This is a genomic window from Sphingomonas sp. PP-CE-1G-424, assembly GCF_004341085.1.
Classification (GTDB): domain Bacteria; phylum Pseudomonadota; class Alphaproteobacteria; order Sphingomonadales; family Sphingomonadaceae; genus Sphingomonas.
Genome location: NZ_SLXW01000003.1, coordinates 247,509 through 267,387, shown reverse-complemented (window position 1 = coordinate 267,387; position 19,879 = coordinate 247,509). Strand labels below are relative to the sequence as shown.

Below are 19,879 nucleotides of genomic sequence, written 5' to 3'. Positions count from 1 at the left end.
GAATCCTTCCGGCTTAGAAACGGTAGCTGACGGCGGCGCGGACGTTGCGCTGGTACAGTGAGCTGCCGATGAAGACCGCCTGCCCCGCTTCGCTGCTGTCGATCGTCCCCGCGCGCGGATTGCCGTTGGTCAGGCCGAGCGTGTTGGTGATGTTCTGCGCGATCAGCTGGAGCTGCAGCTTCGGCGTGACGTTGATCTGCGCCTGCAGGTCGACGCTGACATAGGACGGCAGGCTGATCTTGTTGGCGACGTCGGTATAGAGCTGGCCGGAATAATTGACGTCGGCCTGGACAAGGAGCGTGTCGCCGAACAGCGTCACGCCGGGGGTGACGCGGAAAATATTCTCGGGGATGCCGTTCAGGCGGTGATGTGAATAGTCGGTGAGCACGCCCGCGCTGTTGGTGTAGACGAAATCGGAGAAGCGTGAGTCCTGATAGGTCCAGGAGCCGTGCAGGTCGAACCACGCGACCGGGCGGATCGTCGCTTCCAGTTCGACGCCCTTGGTGATCGTGTCGCCGTACACCGTGACCGGCGACAACAGGCCGTTGGCGAGCGTGCGAAAATCGCTGATCTGATAGCTGTTGTAGACGGTGCGGAAGCCGGTCGCGTAGAAATCGACCGAGCCGCGCGAGTATTTGATACCGCCCTCCAGCATGTTGAGCGTCTGCACCACCGGCGTCGCGCCCGCGTTGGTGATGAAGTTGGAGACCGCGGGTAGCCGGAACGTGTCGGTATAGCGGACGAACGCGCCGACATAGGGCTGGAGCTGATAATTGGCGCCCGCCGTCCAGGCGAACCCGTCATATTTGCGCGAGAACGGCGTGAAGACGCCCGTGCCGGTGCCGACCGCATCGTCGGCGAGCGTCGGGCTCTGGCCCAGATTGACCTTTTGCGCGCCCTCGACTGCACCGCTTGTCTTGATCCGTTCATAGCGGACGCCGCCGTCGAACCGCAGCTTCGGCGTGATCTGCCACTCGTCGCTCGCATAGACCGCGACGTTGTCCGAAATGCCGTTGGCGTTGGCGAACTCGGCGCCGTAGCCGACGATGCCGCCTTCGGTCAGCGACGCGAGCTTGTTGCCGCTGGCGTCGAGCCGGTACACGTCGAGCAGATCGGCGTGGTTCTTGACGTCGGTCAGCACCGACGCGGTGTTCGCGCCATAGTGCTCGTTCTCGCGCGCATAATAGAAGCCGATGGCGAGATCGTGATGGCCTAGCAGGTCGAGCTTGCCGACGATCCGTGTGTCGTTGATGAACTCGCTCAGCGGCACCGTATGCGTCCGCGCGAGATCGACCAGCGCGAGCCCGTTGCCGTTCTGGTTGGCCATATCGAACGCGGTGCCAGTGTCGCGGTAGAACAGCCCGAGCGTCTGCCCGGCAGCGGCGTTGATCGCCTTGCCGAAATTCGCGTTCAGGAAGGTCTGCGCGGGCGATACATTGTACGGCGTGATGCTGTTGCGCTGCGTGAAGCTGTCACGGTAGCGCGTGTTCTGCTGGATCTTGATCGTGTCGGTCAGCTTGTATTCGGCTTGCAGGCTGAGTTGGGTCAGGCGGACCGTACTGCCGACCGCATTGTCGAATGCGACCGGGCCGTTGGGGGTCCGGAATGTCAGATGTTGCGTGTCCGGGCCAGCGATATTGTCCTTCCGATTGTCGAGGCCGGGCACGCTGACCACGTCGCCAGCGGCGTTGGTCGTGTAGATACCGCCACCCCAATAGCCGACGCGTTCGTCGATACGCTTGACGCCGAACGACACCGAGCCGCGCTCGAAATCGCGCGAGAGCGTCGCACGGATCTGGCCGCCCTGGTCCTGCCTGAAGCCCGAATGGTGCTGGCCGTCGGACAGCCGGTAATAACCCCCGGTGAAGAAGTGCCAGCCGGTGTTGCCGATCGGGCCACCAAGCCAGCCGTCGACGCGGTGCGAATTGTAGCTCGATCCCTCGTAGCGGATCAGCCCCTCGAGCGTATCACCGCCGCGCCGCGAGATGAAGTTGATCGCCGCGCCGGGGGCGTTCGAGTAGAAGATCGCCGATGGTCCGCCGCGGACGACCTCGATCCGCTCGACGGTCTGGTCGATCCGCAGCGACTGGTCGCCGTTGAGCCAGCCGAGCCCCGGATCGCCCTGGATCGGAATGCCGTCCTCGAGCAGCGCGACGGTCTGGAACCCGTCGCTCGGGATACCGCGGACGCGGACGCCCGCACTGACCTCGCCCGAGGTCGGCGTGGTGTAGAACCCCGGCACCTGCTTCAGCGCTTCGGCCACCCCGACCGGCGCGCGCAGTCGGAGATCGCGGTCGGAAATGGTCGAGATGGCGTAGCTCGTCTCGACCTTGCGCTGGCCTTCGGTACCGGCGCGACCGGTGACGACGATGTCGTCGCCGGTCGTCTCTCCGCCACCTTGACCGGCTGCGGGAACCGTGGGTGTTGTCGCTGCCTGCGCGAAAGCGGGCTGTGCGACGAGCGCGCTAGTAGAGAGCGCGGTGGCCAAGGCCACGCGCGACACGAGAATACGGGTCATCATTATTTCCCACCCAGCCAAAAGCTGGGCCGACCTATGATAGTCTTTGGTATCGTTTTTGTGACAAGGCGGTAGCAATACCAAACACCGTCAACTGTGCGACGAGCACGGAACTCGACTTGCGGCTTGCTACTTCAAGGACGACTGCTCGTCCCCCTCAGCCCGCGACCGATATTCTGGGCGCAATGCCTCGCATCGCAACGCCTTAGCGCGTATATGGAGCGCATGATGAAATCGTCGCATCGATCGGCCGACCAGGGGGCCAGACGCTGATGTCGTGGGTCGAGAAGCTCGCGATCGTCGCCGGCATGGTGCTGTTCATGGAGTGCTTCGCCTGGGCGGCGCACAAATACGTGATGCACGGCTGGGGCTGGGGCTGGCATAAATCGCATCACGAAGAGCATGATGGCTGGTTCGAGAAGAACGACTATTACGCCATCGTGTTCGCGATCGTGCCGATCATGCTGTTCGTCGTAGGCCTGTGGTGGGAGCCGCTCTGGTGGGGCGCGCTCGGCATCACCGTCTATGGCGGGATCTACGCGTTCGTCCACGACATGCTGGTGCATCAGCGCGGGGGGTTCCGGTGGGTACCCAAACAGGGCTATTTCAAGCGGCTGTTGCAGGCACACCGGCTTCACCACGCGGTCGAGGGCAAGGACGGCACGGTCAGCCACGGGTTCCTGTTCGCGCGCAAGCCGGCCGTGCTGAAGGCGCAGTTGCGCGCCAATGCCGATCCGCAGCGCCGCGTCGCACGGCCGGACGCGACCCCGTCGGTAGCGGCCCAGTCAGTAGCGGCGGATCAGTGAGCGCAGCATCGTCCCTGCCACCGGCCTCGCGCGGCGCTGCGGCTCGACGTCAGGCGTGGATTGGCCTGTCGCTTGCCGCGGCGATCGTCGCGGTTTGGCTCGCGATCCACATCACCGGAATCTTCTTCTGGCGGTGGAGCCTGGCTACCATCCCGATCGCCGTCGTGATGGTGGTGGTGCAGACCTGGCTCAGCACCGGCCTCTTCATCGTCGCGCATGATTCGATGCACGGCGCGCTGGCGCCCGGCTATCCGCGGCTCAACCGCCTGACCGGCGCGACCTGTCTCTCGCTGTACGCCTGCCTGTCCTACGCGACCTTGTTGCCGCAGCATCATCTGCATCACCGCCATGCCGGCACCGCGGGCGATCCCGATTTCCATGGCGGCGATCCGAGCTTGCTGGGGTGGTTCGGGCAGTTCTTCCGCACCTATTATTCGCACGGGCAGATCGTCCGCATCACGCTCGTCGCGTTGGTCTATACGCTGGTGCTGGGTGCGCCGCTGGGGAATATCGTCGTGTTCTGGGCCGTCCCCGCACTCGGCGCGGTATTGCAGCTGTTCGTGTTCGGCACCTGGCTTCCGCACCGCGAGCGGGACGAGCCGTTTGCCGACCATCATCACGCGCACAGTGCCAAGATCCCGCCGCTGCTGTCGCTGCTGACGTGCTTTCATTTCGGCGGCTATCATCACGAACATCATCTGTCGCCCGGTACGCCGTGGTGGGGCCTGCCCACCCGACGTCGCGCCCTGACGGTGCGCACCGGCCACCCCGAACCGGCACGACGCGCGCTATGATGCTGGCCGTTCTACTGTCCGCGATCGCGATGACCGTGATCGTGGGCGTCCGCTATCTCGCCGTCTCGGGCGCGTTCGCCTGGGCGACGCGCCGGAAACATCCGGGTCTGTATCTCGGCCTCGACCCGCAGGTCCGGCGCGAGATCGTCTGGAGCCTCGCCTCGGCGGCGATCTACGGCATTCCGGCCGGGGTGGTTGCCTGGGGCTGGCAGCATCGCGGCTGGACCCGCGTCTATGCTGACATCCACGCGTATCCGCTCTGGTACTGGCCGGTCTCGGTGCTGCTCTATCTGCTGCTCCACGACGCGTGGTTCTACTGGACGCATCGCTGGATGCACCGGCCCGCGCCGTTCAAGCTCGCCCATGCGCTGCACCATGCCAGCCGACCGCCGACCGCCTGGGCGGCGATGGCGTTCCATCCGATCGAGGCGCTAACCGGCGCGGTCGTGATCCCGTTGCTCGTCTTCGTCGTGCCGATCCACATCAGCGCCCTCGCTGTCATCCTGACGATCATGACGGTCATGGGCGTCACCAACCACATGGGGTGGGAGATCTTCCCGAAGTTCATGTGGTCAGGACGGCTTGGTAGCTGGCTGATTACAGCCAGCCACCACCAGCGACACCACGAACTCTACGCGTGCAACTACGGCCTGTATTTCCGGCACTGGGACCGGCTGTGCAGCACCGATCGCGGTGTCGGCGACTTCCTCCGCGAACACGCGCGCGCCGAACGCCGTGCGGCTGCGGCCGATGCGGCTGGCGTGGTGGCTACCGCCGATGGACCAAGCTCCCTACAGTCGGGGCGGTAAGTTCGGGCGATCGCTCGATCATTCGGGTGTAAGTCCGATGGTCCGGCTCCTTATCGCACCGGGCGCGTTTTCGCTTCCATGTGAGGGAGATGACAATGACCGACGCCACTGCCGTAAGCGCCCGCCAGCGCGAGATCGCGACCGAGCACCTGCTGTTCAAGCTGATGGAATATGTCGAGGCGCAGCATCCAGGGCTGCTCGACTTCATGGAAGATAGCCTGGATCACCTCGGCGATCCGGCCACCGACGATACCAAGGACGATGAGGGCGTTCGCCGGATCGCACGCCGGATGATCGTCGGTGCCCGCAAGGAGACCGCGAACTGATCGTACGACTCCGCCTGTAGCGCTAAGGCTGGGTGTATCGGCGGCGATCCGTCGCCACGCGACGTGCACCCCATCCAAACAGAAAAGGCGGCCCTCGCGAGAAGGCCGCCTTTCTTACTCTCGACAAACGATAGTTAGAACTTGAAGTTCGCCCCAGCGCGGAACGTACGACCGATGACACCGGCATAATGCCAGGTCGGCAGGTAGTTGGTCCCCGAATACGACGCCGGCGCGACCGGTGCCTTCTCGTTGGTGAAGTTGCCAACGTTGAAGTTGAACGAGAACTTGTCGTTCACTTCGACCGACACGTTCAGATCCGCATAGATGAACCGCTTGATGTAGCAGAACTTGTCGCCCGTCCCGTACAGGTTGTTCGCGCAGCTCAAATCGATGTTGCCCGCGTCGTCGGGCGCGACCTCATCGGCGGCGACGGCCTTGATCCGCGACACGTAATAGGTCGTCGCGGTCAGCGAGAATGCACCGAACTGCAGCGTGTTCTGCCAGTTGCCACGAATACGCGGCGTACCTGCACCCGACGACAGCTCGTACGGTCCAAGCGTACCGGCATATTTCTGGACGACACCGTCGCCGTTGTCGACGTTGTACTTGAACAGGCGAGTCACATCGATGCGGCTGATGAAGCGCGCTTCGCCGCCGAGCGGGACATTGACGTTCGCGCCGAGATCGATGCCCGACACCGACTGGCTCGCCGCGTTGACGTACGGCGCATTGATGATGAGCACGCGGGGCAGCGCGGCCGGAAAGAGCGGATCGATCGCGTCGACCGCCGATACCGTGTAGCCGGCGGGCAGCGGCGTACCGGCGAAATAGGCGGCCCGGGCATCGGAAGACTGCGGCCCCGTGACGATCACGTTGGTCTTCTTGATGTTGTAGTAGTCGACCGTGAAGCTGAACCAGGGGGTCGGCTCGATCACGACGCCACCGGTGAAGCTGCGCGACTTCTCAGGCTTCAACTCGGGGTTGCCGGTGAAACCCGAGCCCAGGCTGTAAGCCAGATTGTACGGGTTGCCGTTGGCCTGGCATGACGTCAGCGAGCCCGTGCCGCCGTGATCGAGAATGAAGCTGCACGGCGGCGTAACCGTGACGAACCCGGCATAGCTCGACCGTGCGTTGTTCTCGGCGAACGTCGGTGCGCGGAAGCCGTTCGAATAGGTACCGCGAACTGCGATCTGCTTGATCGGCGTGAACTTCGCACCGATCTTCGGCGAGAAATTGCTGAAGCCTTCCGAGTAATGATCGTAGCGGCCCGACCCGTTGATCTCGAGCGTGCTCAGCACCGGTGCGTTGATCTCGAAATAGCCTGCGGTCACGGTGTGCGACCCGAATGCCGCCGACGTGTTGGCATAGCGATCGAGGTTCGCGTTGAGGCTGTTGTTCTCCTCGACCTCATGACGGATCTGGCCACCGACGGCGACCTGAAGCGGGCCACCCGGCAGGTCGAACAGCTGCTTGCTGATCGACGCGTCGAGCGAGGCGAGCGAGGTGTGCGACCCGACCGAGAAGCGCGGCGCGACGAGATCGCGCGTCGCCTGGCTGTTCGCCGACGGATTGGCGAAGTTGTAGGCGCCGGTGTTGATCGCCTGCTTGAGCCCGGCGATGTTGATCACGCCGAGCGAGTCGATGTTCAGGTTGTCCTTCGCACCGACCGCGTCGACCTGCCAGTTCCAGCCACCCTCGAAGCTGCCGCGCAGACCGGCGGCGCCGCGGATGACTTCGTTGGTGCGGATCTGGCTCGCAGGCAGATCGCCGAACAGGTAATAGATGCGGGCCGCGCCGTTGGTCGGATCGCCGGCGAACGCGGCCGCATACGGGTTGTTGGTCGTGTTGAGCTGGCGATCGGCCGCGATCGAGCAGTTTATGCCCGCCGAGCAGATATATACCGGCAGGACGATGCCGGGGTTGTTGGAGGCCAAGGCCGGCGAAGCACCATAGGGCTGCGTCTGACGGATCCCACTGGGCGGACGCGTCTTGGTGACGACCTGGTTGTGCGAGTAGCTACCCGAGACATAGCCTTCGATGCTGTCGGATATCTTCAGGCTGAGACGGCTCGAGAACGCGTACCGCTCCTGCGCCGGCTGGATCTGGACATATTCCTTGGTGTTGTCGTGCTTGCACCCGGTGCCGCCGGCGGCCCCCGCGACGGTGTAGGTGCCGTTGGCGCAGTTGAGGTTGAGCGACGTATACGTGCCGGTCGCCGCCGCACCACCCGCGTACGGGTTGTTGAGATCGGTTTGCGTAGAGCGACGGACGACCGCGTTGATCGTCGCGGTGGTCAACGCGCTATCCGCGGCGTTGCCGTCGACGCCGCCGATCGAGCTCAGATCGAGCGTGTTGAACGGGAACTTGCGATCGCTGACCGAGATCGCCGTGTCCTTCTGATACTCGCCGTTGACGTAGAAGTTGAACCCCTGGCGGTCATAGTCGCCGATACCAGCGGTGAGGTTGGCGCGGTAGCGGCCACCGTCGCCGAGTTCGGAGATGCCGCCCTCGGCAGTGCCCGACACGCCGACGACGTGCTTCTTCATGATGATGTTGACGACGCCGCCGATCGCGTCGGCGCCATAGCTCGACGACGCGCCATCTTTTAGCACTTCGATCCGCTCGACCGCGCTGAACGGGATCGAGTTAAGATCGACATAGGCGTTGTGGCCGTCATCGTTGAGCGGGAAGTTGGTCGAGCGCAGCCCGTCGATCAGCACCAGCGTCGACGACACGCCGAGACCGCGCAGCGACACCGCAGCGCCGCCCGCCGAGAAGCCGTTCTGGAAGCCGGTCGAGATCGAGCCGGCGCCATCCGCGGAGATCGAGCGCACCGCGTCGTTGATGTTGGTGATACCCGCGCGCTGCAGCGTCTGCGTGGTCAGCACGGTGACGGGCGACGGCGTCTCGGTATCGGTCCGGCGGAACAGCGAACCGGTGACGACGATCTCCTGACCGGTCGCATCGGCCGGCTCGGCCTTGGTCTCCTGCGGCGCGATCGTCGCGGGAGCCTGCGCGGTTGCCGAAGCGTCGGTGGTGGTGGTCGCATCCTGTGCAAAACCGGCGGCCGTCGAAAGAATGAATGCCAGCGGCGTAGCGGCCGCGAGCAGGATCGCCTTCGAGGTCGAACGAGATGTCGAGATCATGAAATAATTTCCCCCAGTGGCCCCGTACGGTCGCTTTGACGATCCGTCCGAAACGATGCGTCCCGACCGCCGCTATCGGCTGGTCAGGACTATGGGGAAAGAAGTGAGGTAACGTATCTGTCATGTAAAGCAGCAAAGCTGGCGTGTAACGAACAGCGAACCATAGTGACGGAAATGACACAATCGGTGGCATGAACACCGGTGAATTTGTAATATTTTCACTGGACAGCGGCAGAGCGTACGAAAGTTACATAAGGCTGTCGCCTCGTGACGCCGGTCAGCGGGCTGCGTCCGAGCCGCTGGAATTATAACGGGGACTACGAAACGCCCTACCCAGGGTGCGCGCAGTTTACGCGGGGCGGGGGTTCAGACGGTCTTACTGTGCGCTGCGCTCGCGCTCGATTGCTCTAGCATTTCGACTGCCACCACAGGACTTTACCCGGTGAACCACGGGGAATCACCCGACCCGGATAGGCGTCTAACGTAGAATGGGTTGAACGATCAGCGCCCGTTCTGCGGCACAGCCGGCAGCCGCCGGACGGGCAGCGGCTGGGGATTGTCGTAGCGCCGATAGCTCGGTCCGCGCCGCCGCGAGATCCGCCTGGAACGCGGGCGACGACGACAGCGCGGTCAGCGTGGCGCTCGCCGACAATCGGCCGGCTTCCACCGCACTGGCGTTATGCGCGCCACAGACGATGCGGCTTTGCCCGAACGCGCGACCGCGTGCGAGGATGGCGGTCGCGCGGTCGGGTGCGAGTTCTGCCAGCAAGGTCGCCCATGTCCACCCCGCCGTGGTATGTCCCGACGGATAGTCGTAACTTCCCTGCAATTCGCCGACCGGCTGGCATACCGCGCCTTTGTCGATCAGATAGGGGCGCTGTCGCTTGTAGAATGACTTCGCGATGCCGGTGTTGCGCGCGGTGTCGGAACCGGCTTTCTCGATCAGGCGCGCGGTCAGCGGTGCGTTGGCGGGCGTGAGCTCGACCCCCATGGCGCAACTGAAATCGCGCATCATGTCGCCGGTCCCGAGCTTTACGTCGTTGGTCGCCAGCCGCCAGCGCGGCGAACCGACCAACGCGCGCGTCTGGCGGAAGATCGCGCGGCCCGCCTGCCAGCGCGGGTCGTCCCGACGCGGCGCAGGCGGAAGCACCGCAAGGATATCGAACGCGCCTTTCGCCAGATAGACGAGCGGCTCCTCGCCTTCCGGGCGTTCGACGACGCCTTGCGCCAGGGCAACGGCGGAAAGGCCGAGTATCGCGGTCGCTGCAAGAATGGCTGAGGGCACCCGCATTTCGGCGTCTCCTGGGTCGGTCGTGTGAAGTGCCTTGCCGATCGATAAGATCGGCAAGGGTCGGGAAACGCGGCTAGAAGCCCGCCGTGAGCGTCATCGTAAAGGTGCGGCCCCAGCGGACGATCTGCGGAACCTGATAGCTGTCCGGGCCGACCGTGCGATAATAGCTGATATTGTCGAAGATGTTCGACACCGCACCCGCGATTTTCAGATCGCTGTTGACGCTGTAGCCGACCGTCGTGTCGACGCTGCTGGTCGCGCGCTGCGTGTCGTTCAGCTCCTTGCCGCCGAAATCGCCGAACCGGTACGCAGCGATCAACGGGCCGTTGTAGCGGTACGACACGTTCGCGGAGAGGCCGCCCTTTTCGTAGAATAGCGAGGCGTTGTAGAGCCGTTCGGGTGCCCCCTGCATCGGCTGCGACTTGTCGGTGGACGCGTCGTTGAGATGCGCCCACGAATGCTGCAGCGTCATGTTCCCGGATATGCCGAACCCGGATTCCCAGCCCGGCAACTCGACCAGCTGATAGCGTGCAGCGACCTCTACGCCGTAAAGGCCTGCGGTTCCGCCGTTGACCGGCTTGGACACCGACTGAAGGCCATCGACCGCGATCTGCGTCGCGCGGAAGTTCGTGCCCCGATCGTAGAGATAGTCGCTCAACGCCTTGTAATAGCCGGCGACGGAGGCGCTGAAACCGCGATGCTGGTGTTCGATGCTGGCGTCGAAATTCCAGGATTTGACGGCCTTCAGGTCCGGGTTGCCCTCGGTCACGCTGATCGTGCCATCAGAGTTCACGCTCGTCTGGCTCCCGCCGGCAAGCTGGAAGAACGCCGGGCGCGTGTAGCTGCGCCAGACCGCACCGCGAATGACGTTCTCCTCGCCCGACCGGTAGTTGGCATGAAGGCTCGGGAGGAGAATGTCGTAGTGGGTCCTGCTAGACTTGAAGCCTTCTTGTAGCGCCGATCCCGAGGTGCCGTCGACGCTGACGGAATTCCAGAAGATGTTGTCGATATCCGTATGCTCGAACCGCAGGCCCGGCTGAATTTCGAGCGCGTTGCTGACGATCTTGGCGAGCGCGTACCCCGCATAGACGTTTTCATGCCCCGACAGCGTGTTCCGATTGAAGTCGTTGGCCGACAGCGTCGTCGCCGCTGCGGCGTTGCGCGCGGCGGCGGTAAGCGCGGCGCCATCTCCTCGTACGAAGGTGTCGGGGTAGTATTCCCGATCGATCGACGACTCCTCGCCGCGCGCGAACGGGCTGGCGTTCAGTGCCTGGCCGGCGGGCAGGAAGTTCAGATTGCTGTAGTCGCGTGAGAAGCTGTCGCGCGTACTGTGCACGACCTTGACGCCGGCGGTCAGCGATTCCAGCCACGACCCGATCTTGTAGGTCGCATCGAAGCGTCCGCCGAGCTTGGAGGCGGTACTGCGCGAATTCGTGAACTCGCCGCTGTCCTGTTCGACGCCGTACAGCGCATTGTTGTTGAAACGGGCCAGCTGCGCGGTGCTGAGCAAGGGCAGAGGATAGCCATTGCGATAGGAGGCCGCGAAAGGGCCGTTCAACTGGTTGCCCGCGAACGTCTGGTAGGTCACCTCCGAATGGTCCGGTGCCGCGCTCTTGCCCCAGCTCCAGAAGCCGCTGTAGCCGAGCGTCAGACGATCGGCGTCGGTCGTACCGCCGATGACTCCGGAAGCGAGCGTGGATTGCGCCGGCGCCGTTTCGAACCAGGCGTGATATTCGCCATCGCTCTCGGCATTCTGGTAAAGACCGTCGGGGCGCACGACCGCGGCCGAATAGCGGTCGGCCTGGATGCTTTTCTGATAGATGTTCTGTTCGATGTTCGAGACCGCATAGGTGCCGCGCGCGTAGAGCTTCGTGGCGCCCAGATGCCAGTCGAACCCGAGTGCGCCGCCATACCGCACCTGATTGCCTTCGCTGAACTGGGCATTGGTGCTGGTCAGCAGCAGATTGTCCTTCTTGGAAAATCCGTCGGGATTGCTGCCCTGCTCGCCTTGCGAGACCGCGAACTCCCACTGGCCTGCCTGGAAGTCGACCATCGTCGAGGCGAAATACCGCTTGCCGTAATAGCCCGAGGCGTAGACGCCGAACTGCTCGTCGTCGCCGAAGCGGTGCGAGACTTCGGCCTGCACCATCCCGGTCCCGGCCGGCGTGTGATAGTCGAGCGCGTACTGGCTCAGGCCACCCTGCAGATACAGACCGACATGCGTCTTTTTGTCGAAGTCGAACGCGGACGGCGTGCGGAAGTCGATCGTGCCACCGATCGCGTCGCCATCCATATCGGCGGTCGACGTCTTGTTGACGACCACCGCAGCGATGCCGACCGGCGGCAGCAGATCGAGCTGGATCTGGCGCGAATACGGCATGCCCTGCGCCGCGTTCGCGCCGTTGACGAGATTGACGTTGTACGAGCCGCTCAGCCCACGAAGATAAACGAAGCTCGCGCCACCCCGCGCCGCGCCGTCGAGGCCGCCGTGGTTGCCGGACGAGGGCGTGCCGAAAAAGTCGGTCGGTGCGACCGAAATACCCGGCAGTCGTGCCATCGCATCGACGACGCTGACATTGGGTTGGCGCTGGAGGTCGGCGCTCGACAGGACGCTGGTCGTACCGGTCGACTCGATTTCCGCCTTCTTCGACGCGTGTCCGGTGACGACGATCTCCTCACCGGCGGCATTCTTGACCTCGTCGGACTTACCGACGACGACACCCTGCGCCTGGGCTTGCGCGGATGGTGCATCGGCACCCTTCGCATAGGCGACAGACGGCAGGGCCAACGTCGCAATTGCAATCGCCAGACCTGCGGCACTGCCGCGCAAAGCGAGCACGCCGGACATCGGACGCACGTCCTCGGCAGAACGATCAAATCTGTTCATGCAACACCTGAAAATGGGGAATAACTTCGGTCTGCGCCGCCCCTAGGGCGAGCGTATGACGGCGATGTTACGTATCGTATAATATATGTAACGCCGTTTTAGCAGTGGTCGCACAATCGAAACCGACAGCGATGATGCGCGTCAACCGATGTCATCAGACGGACACGAACCCTGACTAGCGCGGCGGAATCCGATCGGACCATCCCGTCATTCTTCGTGCAGCAGCAGGTTTTCGATGAAGCGTTATTCCCTCAAAATCCTGGCTACCCTGACATTGGCCCAGGCAATGCCGGCGGTCGCACAGGACCTGCGCGTCATGACGTTCAACGTGCGCTATCCGAACCCGGACGATGGTCCGAACGTATGGGCAAAGCGCCGCGACGTGTTCACGAAGACGGTGCGCGCGGCCAACCCCGACGTGCTCGGAACGCAGGAGCTTTTCCAGTCGCAAGGCCGCGATATCGTGCGTGCGCTGCCCCACTACCGCTGGTTCGGCCGCGACCGTTTCGGCGGGCATGCCACCGAGCATATGGGCATATTCTACCGATCCGATCATCTCCGTCTCGTCAGCCAGGGGGACTTCTGGCTTTCGAAGACGCCCGCAGTGCCAGGCAGCATGGCATGGGGTGCGACGCTGCCACGGATGGTCACCTGGGGCATCTTCGCGACGCGCGGCACGAAGCCCTACAGGTTTCTCATGATCGACACGCATTTCGCGAACCGCGATGTCGAAGACGAGGAAGCCCGTCGTCGATCCGCAGACCTGATCGCCGCCAGGCTACCGATGCTTGCCAAGGGCCTGCCGATCGTGCTCACCGGGGATTTCAACGCGACGCCCGACAGCGAAGCGCATCGTCGGCTGGCGGCCGTCCTAACGGATGTCTGGGCGACCTCGCCGACGAAAACTGGTCCTGAAGGCACGTTCCACGACTTCACCGGCAAGCCCCAGGCAATGATCGACTACATCATGGTACGCGGTTTCGCGCCGGTCAGCGCCGCCGTGCTGACCGATCACGCCGGCGACCGCTATCCGTCGGACCATTTTCCGATCGTTGCCGTGCTGCGTCGCAAAGACTGAGCCCTCCGACGTCTCACCTCAAGCCGAACCACCGCCGGGGGCCAGCGGGCGACCGAGCGGACCCTGCAGGTGCAACGACGTTTGCGATCCGTAGAAGTCGGCGATCCCGCCCCAGGCGCGGTGGTTGAGTTCGAGCAGGAACAGGATGCGGCGCATGACGCGCGCCTGCGTCGCAGGGGGTATTGCGACGATGTGCTCGAACGCGTCGCGCGAGATGCTGTTGTGGTTCAGATCCTCGTTCAGTTCGTCATGATCGCCCGCCAGATCGCTGAACGCGGGATTGGTACGCGCGACCGAAGCGAGCCTAAGCGACATCTTTGGCGGCTCGCCGAACACACCCTCGATGACCATGACCGACGCGCAGGACGTGACCGGATCGACCTGCGCCATGAGAGTCAACAGGTCGACGAACGCGAAATGCAGCGGCAGCGGTACTGCGCGATCGAGCGCTGCCTGGGTGATTCCGAGCGTCTCGCAGGTAGTGCTCTCGAGCGCCTCGTGCCCGACCTCCTCGCCGAAATAGCGGAACATCATCGCGCGCAGCGGCGCGACCAGCCGGCGACTGAGATTGGGCGCGATGATCTCCACGAACCGGCAGGTCACGTGATATTGTTCGATGAACGGCCCCGCGATCAGCGGCGACCAGCGATCGCCTAGCGCGTCGAGCATCGTGACGTACGGGTTTTCACCCCATTTCCCGAGCGTACTGCGGGTCAGCATCTCGACGCGGCGCATGAATTCGAGGCCCGACAGCGTCGGCAGATTGGGGATCGGCGGAACGGCGAAGCGCAGCGCGGCATCGCCGGTAGAGTCCGCCAGCGCGCGCGCGATCAGCCAGAGGTGCGATTCCAGATCGCGCGGATCGTAGAGCGCCAGCGCCTCGACGATCGCGTCGCTCTCCGGCAGCGCGGCTTGATCGCCCGCGATCCGCGCGAGCATCACCCCGGCGGCGATCAGGGTCAGTGGCGCCGAGTTTCGGAAATAGGCGAACTCGGCGATGATCAGCCCGAGATGGAAATTGGGCTGGACGTCCGCGTCGAACGGGTCTCCCGTGGTGCCCAATGTCGCGCTGGCGAGCGCCATGTCCGACTCGATCCTCAGCACGGCTGCGTGTGCGACGAGGCGGTCGAGCCGGTGGGTTGGCAGGTCTGCCCGAATGGCCGCGATGGTGCCGTCGATACATGCATCGATCGCGGCGATCCGCGCGGCAAGCGTCTGTCGGATCCCGTCATGCCCCTCCCCGATCAGCGCGCGGCCATCGAGAAACGCACCCAGCGCGCCCCAGCCGTCCGCCCCCGCCTCGCGCATCAGGTCCCAGAGCGGGGCACCGCCGTCGCGCAGCGTCGCCAGCTCGGCCGCCATCCGTGTCGCCGACGCGGGATCGTCGAGCGCGAGGACATATTTCGCATCGCCCTGCGTAAGCGCGATCGCGGACGCGTCAGGCGCGTGCTCGATCGCGTCGACGCATAAGCGCGGATCGGCGTAGCGGTGGAAGGTCCAGAGATCCATCAGGCGTCCTCGAAGATGCGCGCGATCGCCGCACGGGGCTGGGCGTAGAACGTCAGGATCTGCTCTTCCTGCAGGATCATCGTCTCGATCATCAGCGCGACGTTGCGCTTGACCACCACCGCGGCCTCGCGGTCGACCACGCCTTCTAGCGCCATCAAGTCACGCGAGATGTCGGCATGCTCGTAATCCGCGTTGAGGTCGGCATGATCGCGCAGCGGCAGGTAGAAGGCGGCGGGCAGATCGAGTTCGCGGCAGCGGTCGTCGAACGCGTCGACGAACGCCACCTGTGCAACCTCGAACAGGAACAGGACGGCCTTGAACGACAGCGGGTGCTGGCGCGCATAGACGCCGAGCGCGGCACATAGCGCAAACGTGGTCGGTAGCGGCTGATGCGCTTCCAGTTCCTCCGGGATCAGACCGACCGCCTCCAGCGCGCGCGCCAAAAACGCGTCGTGGCCGAGTTCGGATTTGAGGAACCCCTGCAGCAGATCGCGTTCGCGCGGAGTCCGAGCGGTCGCGAGCGCGGGTCCGATCAGCCCCGGCGCCGCCTTGACGATGTAGAAATACTCGAGCGCATACCCGATCAGCTGTTCGCGCGTCGCGCGTTGCTCGACGAGCGCAGTGTGGAACGCGGACCGCGCGACGCGCTGCGTGACGCGCTCGGCGATCCGGCGGATCTCGCGGTAGAGCTGCGCGCCGCTGACCAGCCCTTCCGTGCGCGGTTCGGATTCGACCAACAGCCGGACCGCGTCGAACCCCTGGAGCAGCGCCGGTACCTTGTCGGCGATCTCGGGAACGCCCGCGATCATCGCGTCGATCGCCACGCCGCCGCCCACCAGCTGGTCGATCAGGCGAGCCACGGCAGGCGCCTCCGCGGTCTCGAACGCGAACGCGCACCTGGTCTTGCCGATGCGGATCGTGGCTTCGTTCGGTTCGATATCCGTGGTGACGTCGGACCGAAACTTGGGCTGGCTGAGCCCGGCTATGGTGACCTCCATGCTATCGTCCTTTCACAGATCGGAGACGCGGCGGAGCAAAGGCGCATCACCGGTATAGTGCCGCCAGACGCCCGAGTAGAATGCGTCGTACAGGTCGACGAACAGCGGCATCTGCGCTTTCAGACGGCGGACGTCGGTCTCGGCGATCGCGGGGATCTGCTGGAAGATCAGCCGGGTGAGGTTGCCGTGCCCCGCGTCGATGTTGATGTTCGCATGCGTGCGCAGCGGACCGACGAAGCCGTCGTCCATGCCGACGCGGGTACACGCCTCGATGAAGCTGTCCTCCTTCATCCCCTGCCCTTCGAGCAGGCCGAGCGTCGAAAAGAAGAACAGCGGATCGTTGTGCGCCCAATAGGCAAGCGCGTTGCACAGCGCCATCGTCTCGGGCAGCGGGATCGCGTCCTGCATATCCGCATAGGTCAGTCCGACATGCGTGAGCGATCGCAGCAGGATCTCGTCATGACCATATTCTTCGGAGAAGAACTCGTTCAGCAACAGCCTGACCGCGGTGTTGGGCACATAGGACAGCACCGGCGCGTCGAAATAGCTTTCCCGGAACAGGAAATGCCAGTTCTCGATCACCATGCCGGTAGCAAGCCGCTGCGGCAGCTCGCCCGGCGCGTTGGCGGCGAGGCAGGTCTGCCAGAACGGGTTGCGGTAGATCGTCGTCTCGCAGCGCGCCTCGACCAGTTCCTCGAGTTCGAGGATGACCTCGGATCCGGAACGAAACGGCGGCAGCGCGGTATCGTCGAGCAGACCCAGCCCGTCGAGCGACGCGACGAGATCGTCGGCCACCTCGCGCAGGAGCGCCGGCTCTTCGGCGACGATCCGGTCGAGCGTGGTCGCGCCGTCCATCCGGCGCAGCGCGCGTTCGAGCACGGACTGCGGCATGTCGCGGGCGACGAGCGTATGGCGGTCGCCGAGCAGCAGCGCGGTCCCGCCGACGCGGATTTCGGTATTCAGCCGGGGGCGGCCAATGGTCTGGATGTCTTCGATCTGCACGCTATCGTCCGATCGCGGTCGCGCGGTCGCGCATGGCCGGCGGTGCGGGCACGCCGCACGGCCGACCAGCAGCGAACGCGTCAGAGGTGGATGGCGATCAAGGTCGGGCGGCCATCGGCCTTCTCGACCGTGAACAGGAAGTGCTTCCCGCCCAGGGTGCCGGTGTTGATGTACAGATCGGGCTTCTTGCCGTCGAACGTGTTGTTCGCGAGATCGGCATGCTTCACTTCGTGAACCGTCGGATGTGCGGCAGCTGCAGACATGATGTCCTCCTTTGCGTGGTGCCGGCTTCGTCGAGCCGACTGGGAGGCATGCTCTGCCCGGACGCAGGGGGGATCAATCGAAGACACCTCCGATATGGCGTCACCGCGACGCCCCTCCTCGGCAGATAGACCCGAAACGACGCAGATCGCCGCAAAGGGTTATAATCTACGAACTGGTAGCCTCGACGCGACCTACCTCAAGGCACACCGCATGGCTCGGCTGCCTGAAGGACTGGCGCCCCCTCGCGACCCGCTACGGCCGGTGCCCCACGGTCTTCTTCTCCGCCATCGCCCTCGCTGCGACCGTCATCTTCTGGCTATGAATAGTGAGTTCTAACCCTAGCGCGTCTCGCCTTCCGTCGCCGTCGCGTCGAGCTTGTCCTGCGTCCTGGTCTCGAAGTCGCCGGCGTCGTGGCGTTCGTGGAGCTGGCTGGCGGGATCGCCGATCACGCGGTTGACCATCCGCCCGCGCTTCACCGCAGGCCGCGCACCGATCAAGTCGGTCCAGCGCAGGACGTTCTTGTAGTCGTTCGCCTGAAGGAACTCGGCAGCCTCGTAGACCTGGCCACTCACGAGCGCGCCGTACCACGGCCACACCGCCATATCGGCGATCGAATACTCGTCTCCGCCAATATACTCGCTCTCGCCAAGGCGCCGGTCGAGGACGTCGAGTTGGCGCTTCACCTCCATCGCGAAGCGATCGATCGCATATTCGATCTTCACGGGCGCATAGGCATAGAAATGCCCGAACCCGCCGCCGAGCATCGGGCCCGCGCCCATCTGCCAGAACAGCCACGACAGCACTTCGACGCGCTTGGCGGGATCGGTAGGAAGGAACGCGCCGAATTTCTCGGCAAGATACACCAGGATCGAACCGGACTCGAAGACCCGGATCGGAGTCGCGCCGCTGCGATCGACCAGCGCCGGTATCTTCGAATTGGGATTGGCTTCGACGAAACCGCTGCCGAACTGGTCGCCGTCCATGATCCTGATCAGCCACGCGTCGTATTCGGCGCCGACGTGCCCGGCAGCGAGCAGCTCCTCGAGCATCACGGTCACCTTCACGCCGTTGGGCGTTGCCAGCGAATAGAGCTGGAGCGGATGCTTGCCGATGGGGAGTGGCTTGTCATGCGTCGCGCCCGCGGTCGGACGATTGATGCTGGCGAACCGGCCTCCGCTCTCCTTGTTCCACGTCCAGATCTTGGGCGGCACGTATTCGGCGGTCTCGGTCATCAGGTCTCTCCGCGACGATTAGGGACTCTCCCGTCGGCGATAGGCGGTAATCCAGAATTGCTCCAGCCGTTTGGGACGCGACGGTGCCGTCGTAAGCCGCACATTCAGGCGACCAATGATCGGAACGCACCGTCGTCAGCCGGCGCCGGTACACAGCGACCAACCAAAGGAACGGGCGACTACCGCATTTGCATGAAGATAGAGACCGCGTTGCGGACGCTATCCGCAAACCGGTCATAGATCGCCCGCGCAACCTGCGCGATGACGGGCTGCCGATCGCGTCCACCGCGCGCGAACACCGCGACGGCCACGCGTCGGCCGTCGGGCATGGTAATGAACCCGACGTCGTTGGTGATACCGTCGAGCGTGCCGGTCTTGTCCTCCACGCGCGTACCGGCGGGGAGGAGTGCGCGGATCCGGCGCGTGCCGGTCGCGCATCGGCTCATCAGCTCCAGCAGGAACGTGCGGCTTTGCGCCGTCAGGACGGTCCCGTTGTCGATCTTGTTCAACAGCGTGACCATCGCGACCGGCGTGGCGACATCCCGGCTGTCCGCAAGGTGGCCGCGCTCCCGCAGCAGCTGGGCTATGGTCCGGTCCATCCGGATACCGGTAATATTCTGCGACGACAGCCACTGCTGGATCGCGCCGGGGCCGCCGAGCGCAGCCAGCAACTGGTCGGTCGCCTGGTTATCGCTGCGGATGATCATCAGCTCCATGACCTTCGCCGCGGGCCGGCCAACGATCATGTCGCCGAGGCTGCGTCGGCCCTGATCGACCTCGCCGAGATAGGCGGCTGCGATGGCGAGCTTGACCGTGCTCGCCATCGGAAACGGGGTATCGCCATTGATCGAAACGGTCGAGCCATCGCGAAGGTCCAGCGCAGCGATGCCATAGTCCCCGGAGCGTTCCGCGACCAGCTTGCTCAGCGCGTGCTCGAGCCCGATGAGGTCCGGGGAGCTTGCGGCCGCCGGGGCCGGGACGAGGACGGTCGCGGCGATACAGGACAGAAACAGATGGGAAAGCCGGGGTGCGTGCATCGATCGTCCTTGCGTATAGCTCTTCGGCAGCCTGCTCCTGCTAAACCGAAAAACCTGAACACATCGTGTTGCCCGCCGGTGAAATACACACAACGACGCGTCGAGTGCCGTTCATCGCGAAACCGGGCAGCTCTGCCTACGCATTGGCGGCTTTTCGGGCAAGCGGCACTAAGCCAAGCCGC

15 protein-coding genes and 1 pseudogene are annotated in these 19,879 nt (G+C 64.3%); 6 read left to right on the top strand and 10 right to left on the bottom strand.

Translation table 11 applies throughout. The annotated features are described in order from the left end of the window. Nucleotides 1-13 precede the first annotated feature (13 nt). A complete protein-coding gene (locus C8J43_RS11425; protein ID WP_165899613.1) occupies nt 14-2,518 on the bottom strand; it encodes a TonB-dependent receptor in 2,505 nt (834 codons plus the stop codon). A gap of 272 nt (nt 2,519-2,790) precedes the next feature. Between C8J43_RS11425 and C8J43_RS11420 the strand changes: the two genes are divergently transcribed. From C8J43_RS11420 to C8J43_RS11405, 4 genes are all read left to right on the top strand, one after another. Further along, nucleotides 2,791-3,324 (top strand): sterol desaturase family protein, encoded by a 534-nt coding sequence (locus C8J43_RS11420; RefSeq protein ID WP_133031006.1) that lies wholly within the window; start codon nt 2,791-2,793, stop codon nt 3,322-3,324. Continuing rightward, nucleotides 3,321-4,118 carry a fatty acid desaturase gene (locus C8J43_RS11415; protein WP_243645544.1) on the top strand — a complete coding sequence of 266 codons (798 nt, stop codon included), beginning with the start codon at nt 3,321-3,323 and terminating at the stop codon, nt 4,116-4,118. Before C8J43_RS11420 ends, C8J43_RS11415 begins: the two co-directional genes overlap by 4 nt. Continuing rightward, complete coding sequence (locus tag C8J43_RS11410; RefSeq protein ID WP_133031005.1) at nt 4,115-4,927, top strand: sterol desaturase family protein; 813 nt, start codon at nt 4,115-4,117, stop codon at nt 4,925-4,927. Before C8J43_RS11415 ends, C8J43_RS11410 begins: the two co-directional genes overlap by 4 nt. A 95-nt stretch (nt 4,928-5,022) precedes the next feature. Beyond that, entirely contained in the window at nt 5,023-5,253 is a 231-nt protein-coding gene (locus C8J43_RS11405) for a hypothetical protein (protein ID WP_060525327.1), read from the top strand. A gap of 134 nt (nt 5,254-5,387) precedes the next feature. Here C8J43_RS11405 and C8J43_RS11400 read toward each other — a convergent pair whose 3' ends face one another. From C8J43_RS11400 to C8J43_RS11390, 3 genes are all read right to left on the bottom strand, one after another. Next, complete coding sequence (locus tag C8J43_RS11400; protein WP_133031004.1) at nt 5,388-8,399, bottom strand: TonB-dependent receptor; 3,012 nt, start codon at nt 8,397-8,399, stop codon at nt 5,388-5,390. A 478-nt stretch (nt 8,400-8,877) separates the two neighbouring features. After that, a complete protein-coding gene (locus tag C8J43_RS11395; protein ID WP_133031003.1) occupies nt 8,878-9,690 on the bottom strand; it encodes a phosphatase PAP2 family protein in 813 nt (270 codons plus the stop codon). Nucleotides 9,691-9,763: 73 nt separating this feature from the next. After that, nucleotides 9,764-12,577 carry a TonB-dependent receptor gene (locus C8J43_RS11390; protein WP_133031002.1) on the bottom strand — a complete coding sequence of 938 codons (2,814 nt, stop codon included), beginning with the start codon at nt 12,575-12,577 and terminating at the stop codon, nt 9,764-9,766. A gap of 235 nt (nt 12,578-12,812) precedes the next feature. Here C8J43_RS11390 and C8J43_RS11385 point away from each other — a divergent pair, with 235 nt between their 5' ends. After that, nucleotides 12,813-13,655 carry an endonuclease/exonuclease/phosphatase family protein gene (locus C8J43_RS11385; protein ID WP_165899612.1) on the top strand — a complete coding sequence of 281 codons (843 nt, stop codon included), beginning with the start codon at nt 12,813-12,815 and terminating at the stop codon, nt 13,653-13,655. Nucleotides 13,656-13,673: 18 nt separating this feature from the next. Here C8J43_RS11385 and C8J43_RS11380 read toward each other — a convergent pair whose 3' ends face one another. From C8J43_RS11380 to C8J43_RS11365, 4 genes are all read right to left on the bottom strand, one after another. Then, nucleotides 13,674-15,164, bottom strand: coding sequence for a hypothetical protein (locus C8J43_RS11380; RefSeq protein WP_133031001.1), 1,491 nt, complete (start codon nt 15,162-15,164; stop codon nt 13,674-13,676). Beyond that, nucleotides 15,164-16,162, bottom strand: a complete 999-nt coding sequence (locus C8J43_RS11375; RefSeq protein WP_133031000.1) for an iron-containing redox enzyme family protein — start codon at nt 16,160-16,162, stop codon at nt 15,164-15,166. Before C8J43_RS11375 ends, C8J43_RS11380 begins: the two co-directional genes overlap by 1 nt. A gap of 12 nt (nt 16,163-16,174) precedes the next feature. After that, nucleotides 16,175-17,164: an iron-containing redox enzyme family protein gene (locus C8J43_RS11370; protein WP_207893382.1), complete on the bottom strand. Its 990-nt coding sequence runs from the start codon at nt 17,162-17,164 to the stop codon at nt 16,175-16,177. 80 nt (nt 17,165-17,244) lie between these two features. After that, nucleotides 17,245-17,427 carry a hypothetical protein gene (locus C8J43_RS11365; protein ID WP_056049531.1) on the bottom strand — a complete coding sequence of 61 codons (183 nt, stop codon included), beginning with the start codon at nt 17,425-17,427 and terminating at the stop codon, nt 17,245-17,247. Between the two features lie 218 nt (nt 17,428-17,645). Between C8J43_RS11365 and C8J43_RS11360 the strand changes: the two are divergent. After that, a pseudogene (locus C8J43_RS11360) lies at nt 17,646-17,750 on the top strand (IS5/IS1182 family transposase); the annotation flags it as partial. Nucleotides 17,751-17,766: 16 nt separating this feature from the next. Here C8J43_RS11360 and yghU read toward each other — a convergent pair. Both yghU and C8J43_RS11350 read right to left on the bottom strand, forming a co-directional pair. Next, entirely contained in the window at nt 17,767-18,660 is an 894-nt protein-coding gene (gene yghU / locus C8J43_RS11355; RefSeq protein ID WP_133030999.1) for a glutathione-dependent disulfide-bond oxidoreductase, read from the bottom strand. A 179-nt stretch (nt 18,661-18,839) separates the two neighbouring features. Beyond that, on the bottom strand, nt 18,840-19,697 hold the full coding sequence (locus C8J43_RS11350; RefSeq protein WP_133030998.1) for a serine hydrolase: 858 nt from the start codon (nt 19,695-19,697) through the stop codon (nt 18,840-18,842). Nucleotides 19,698-19,879: the final 182 nt, after the last annotated feature.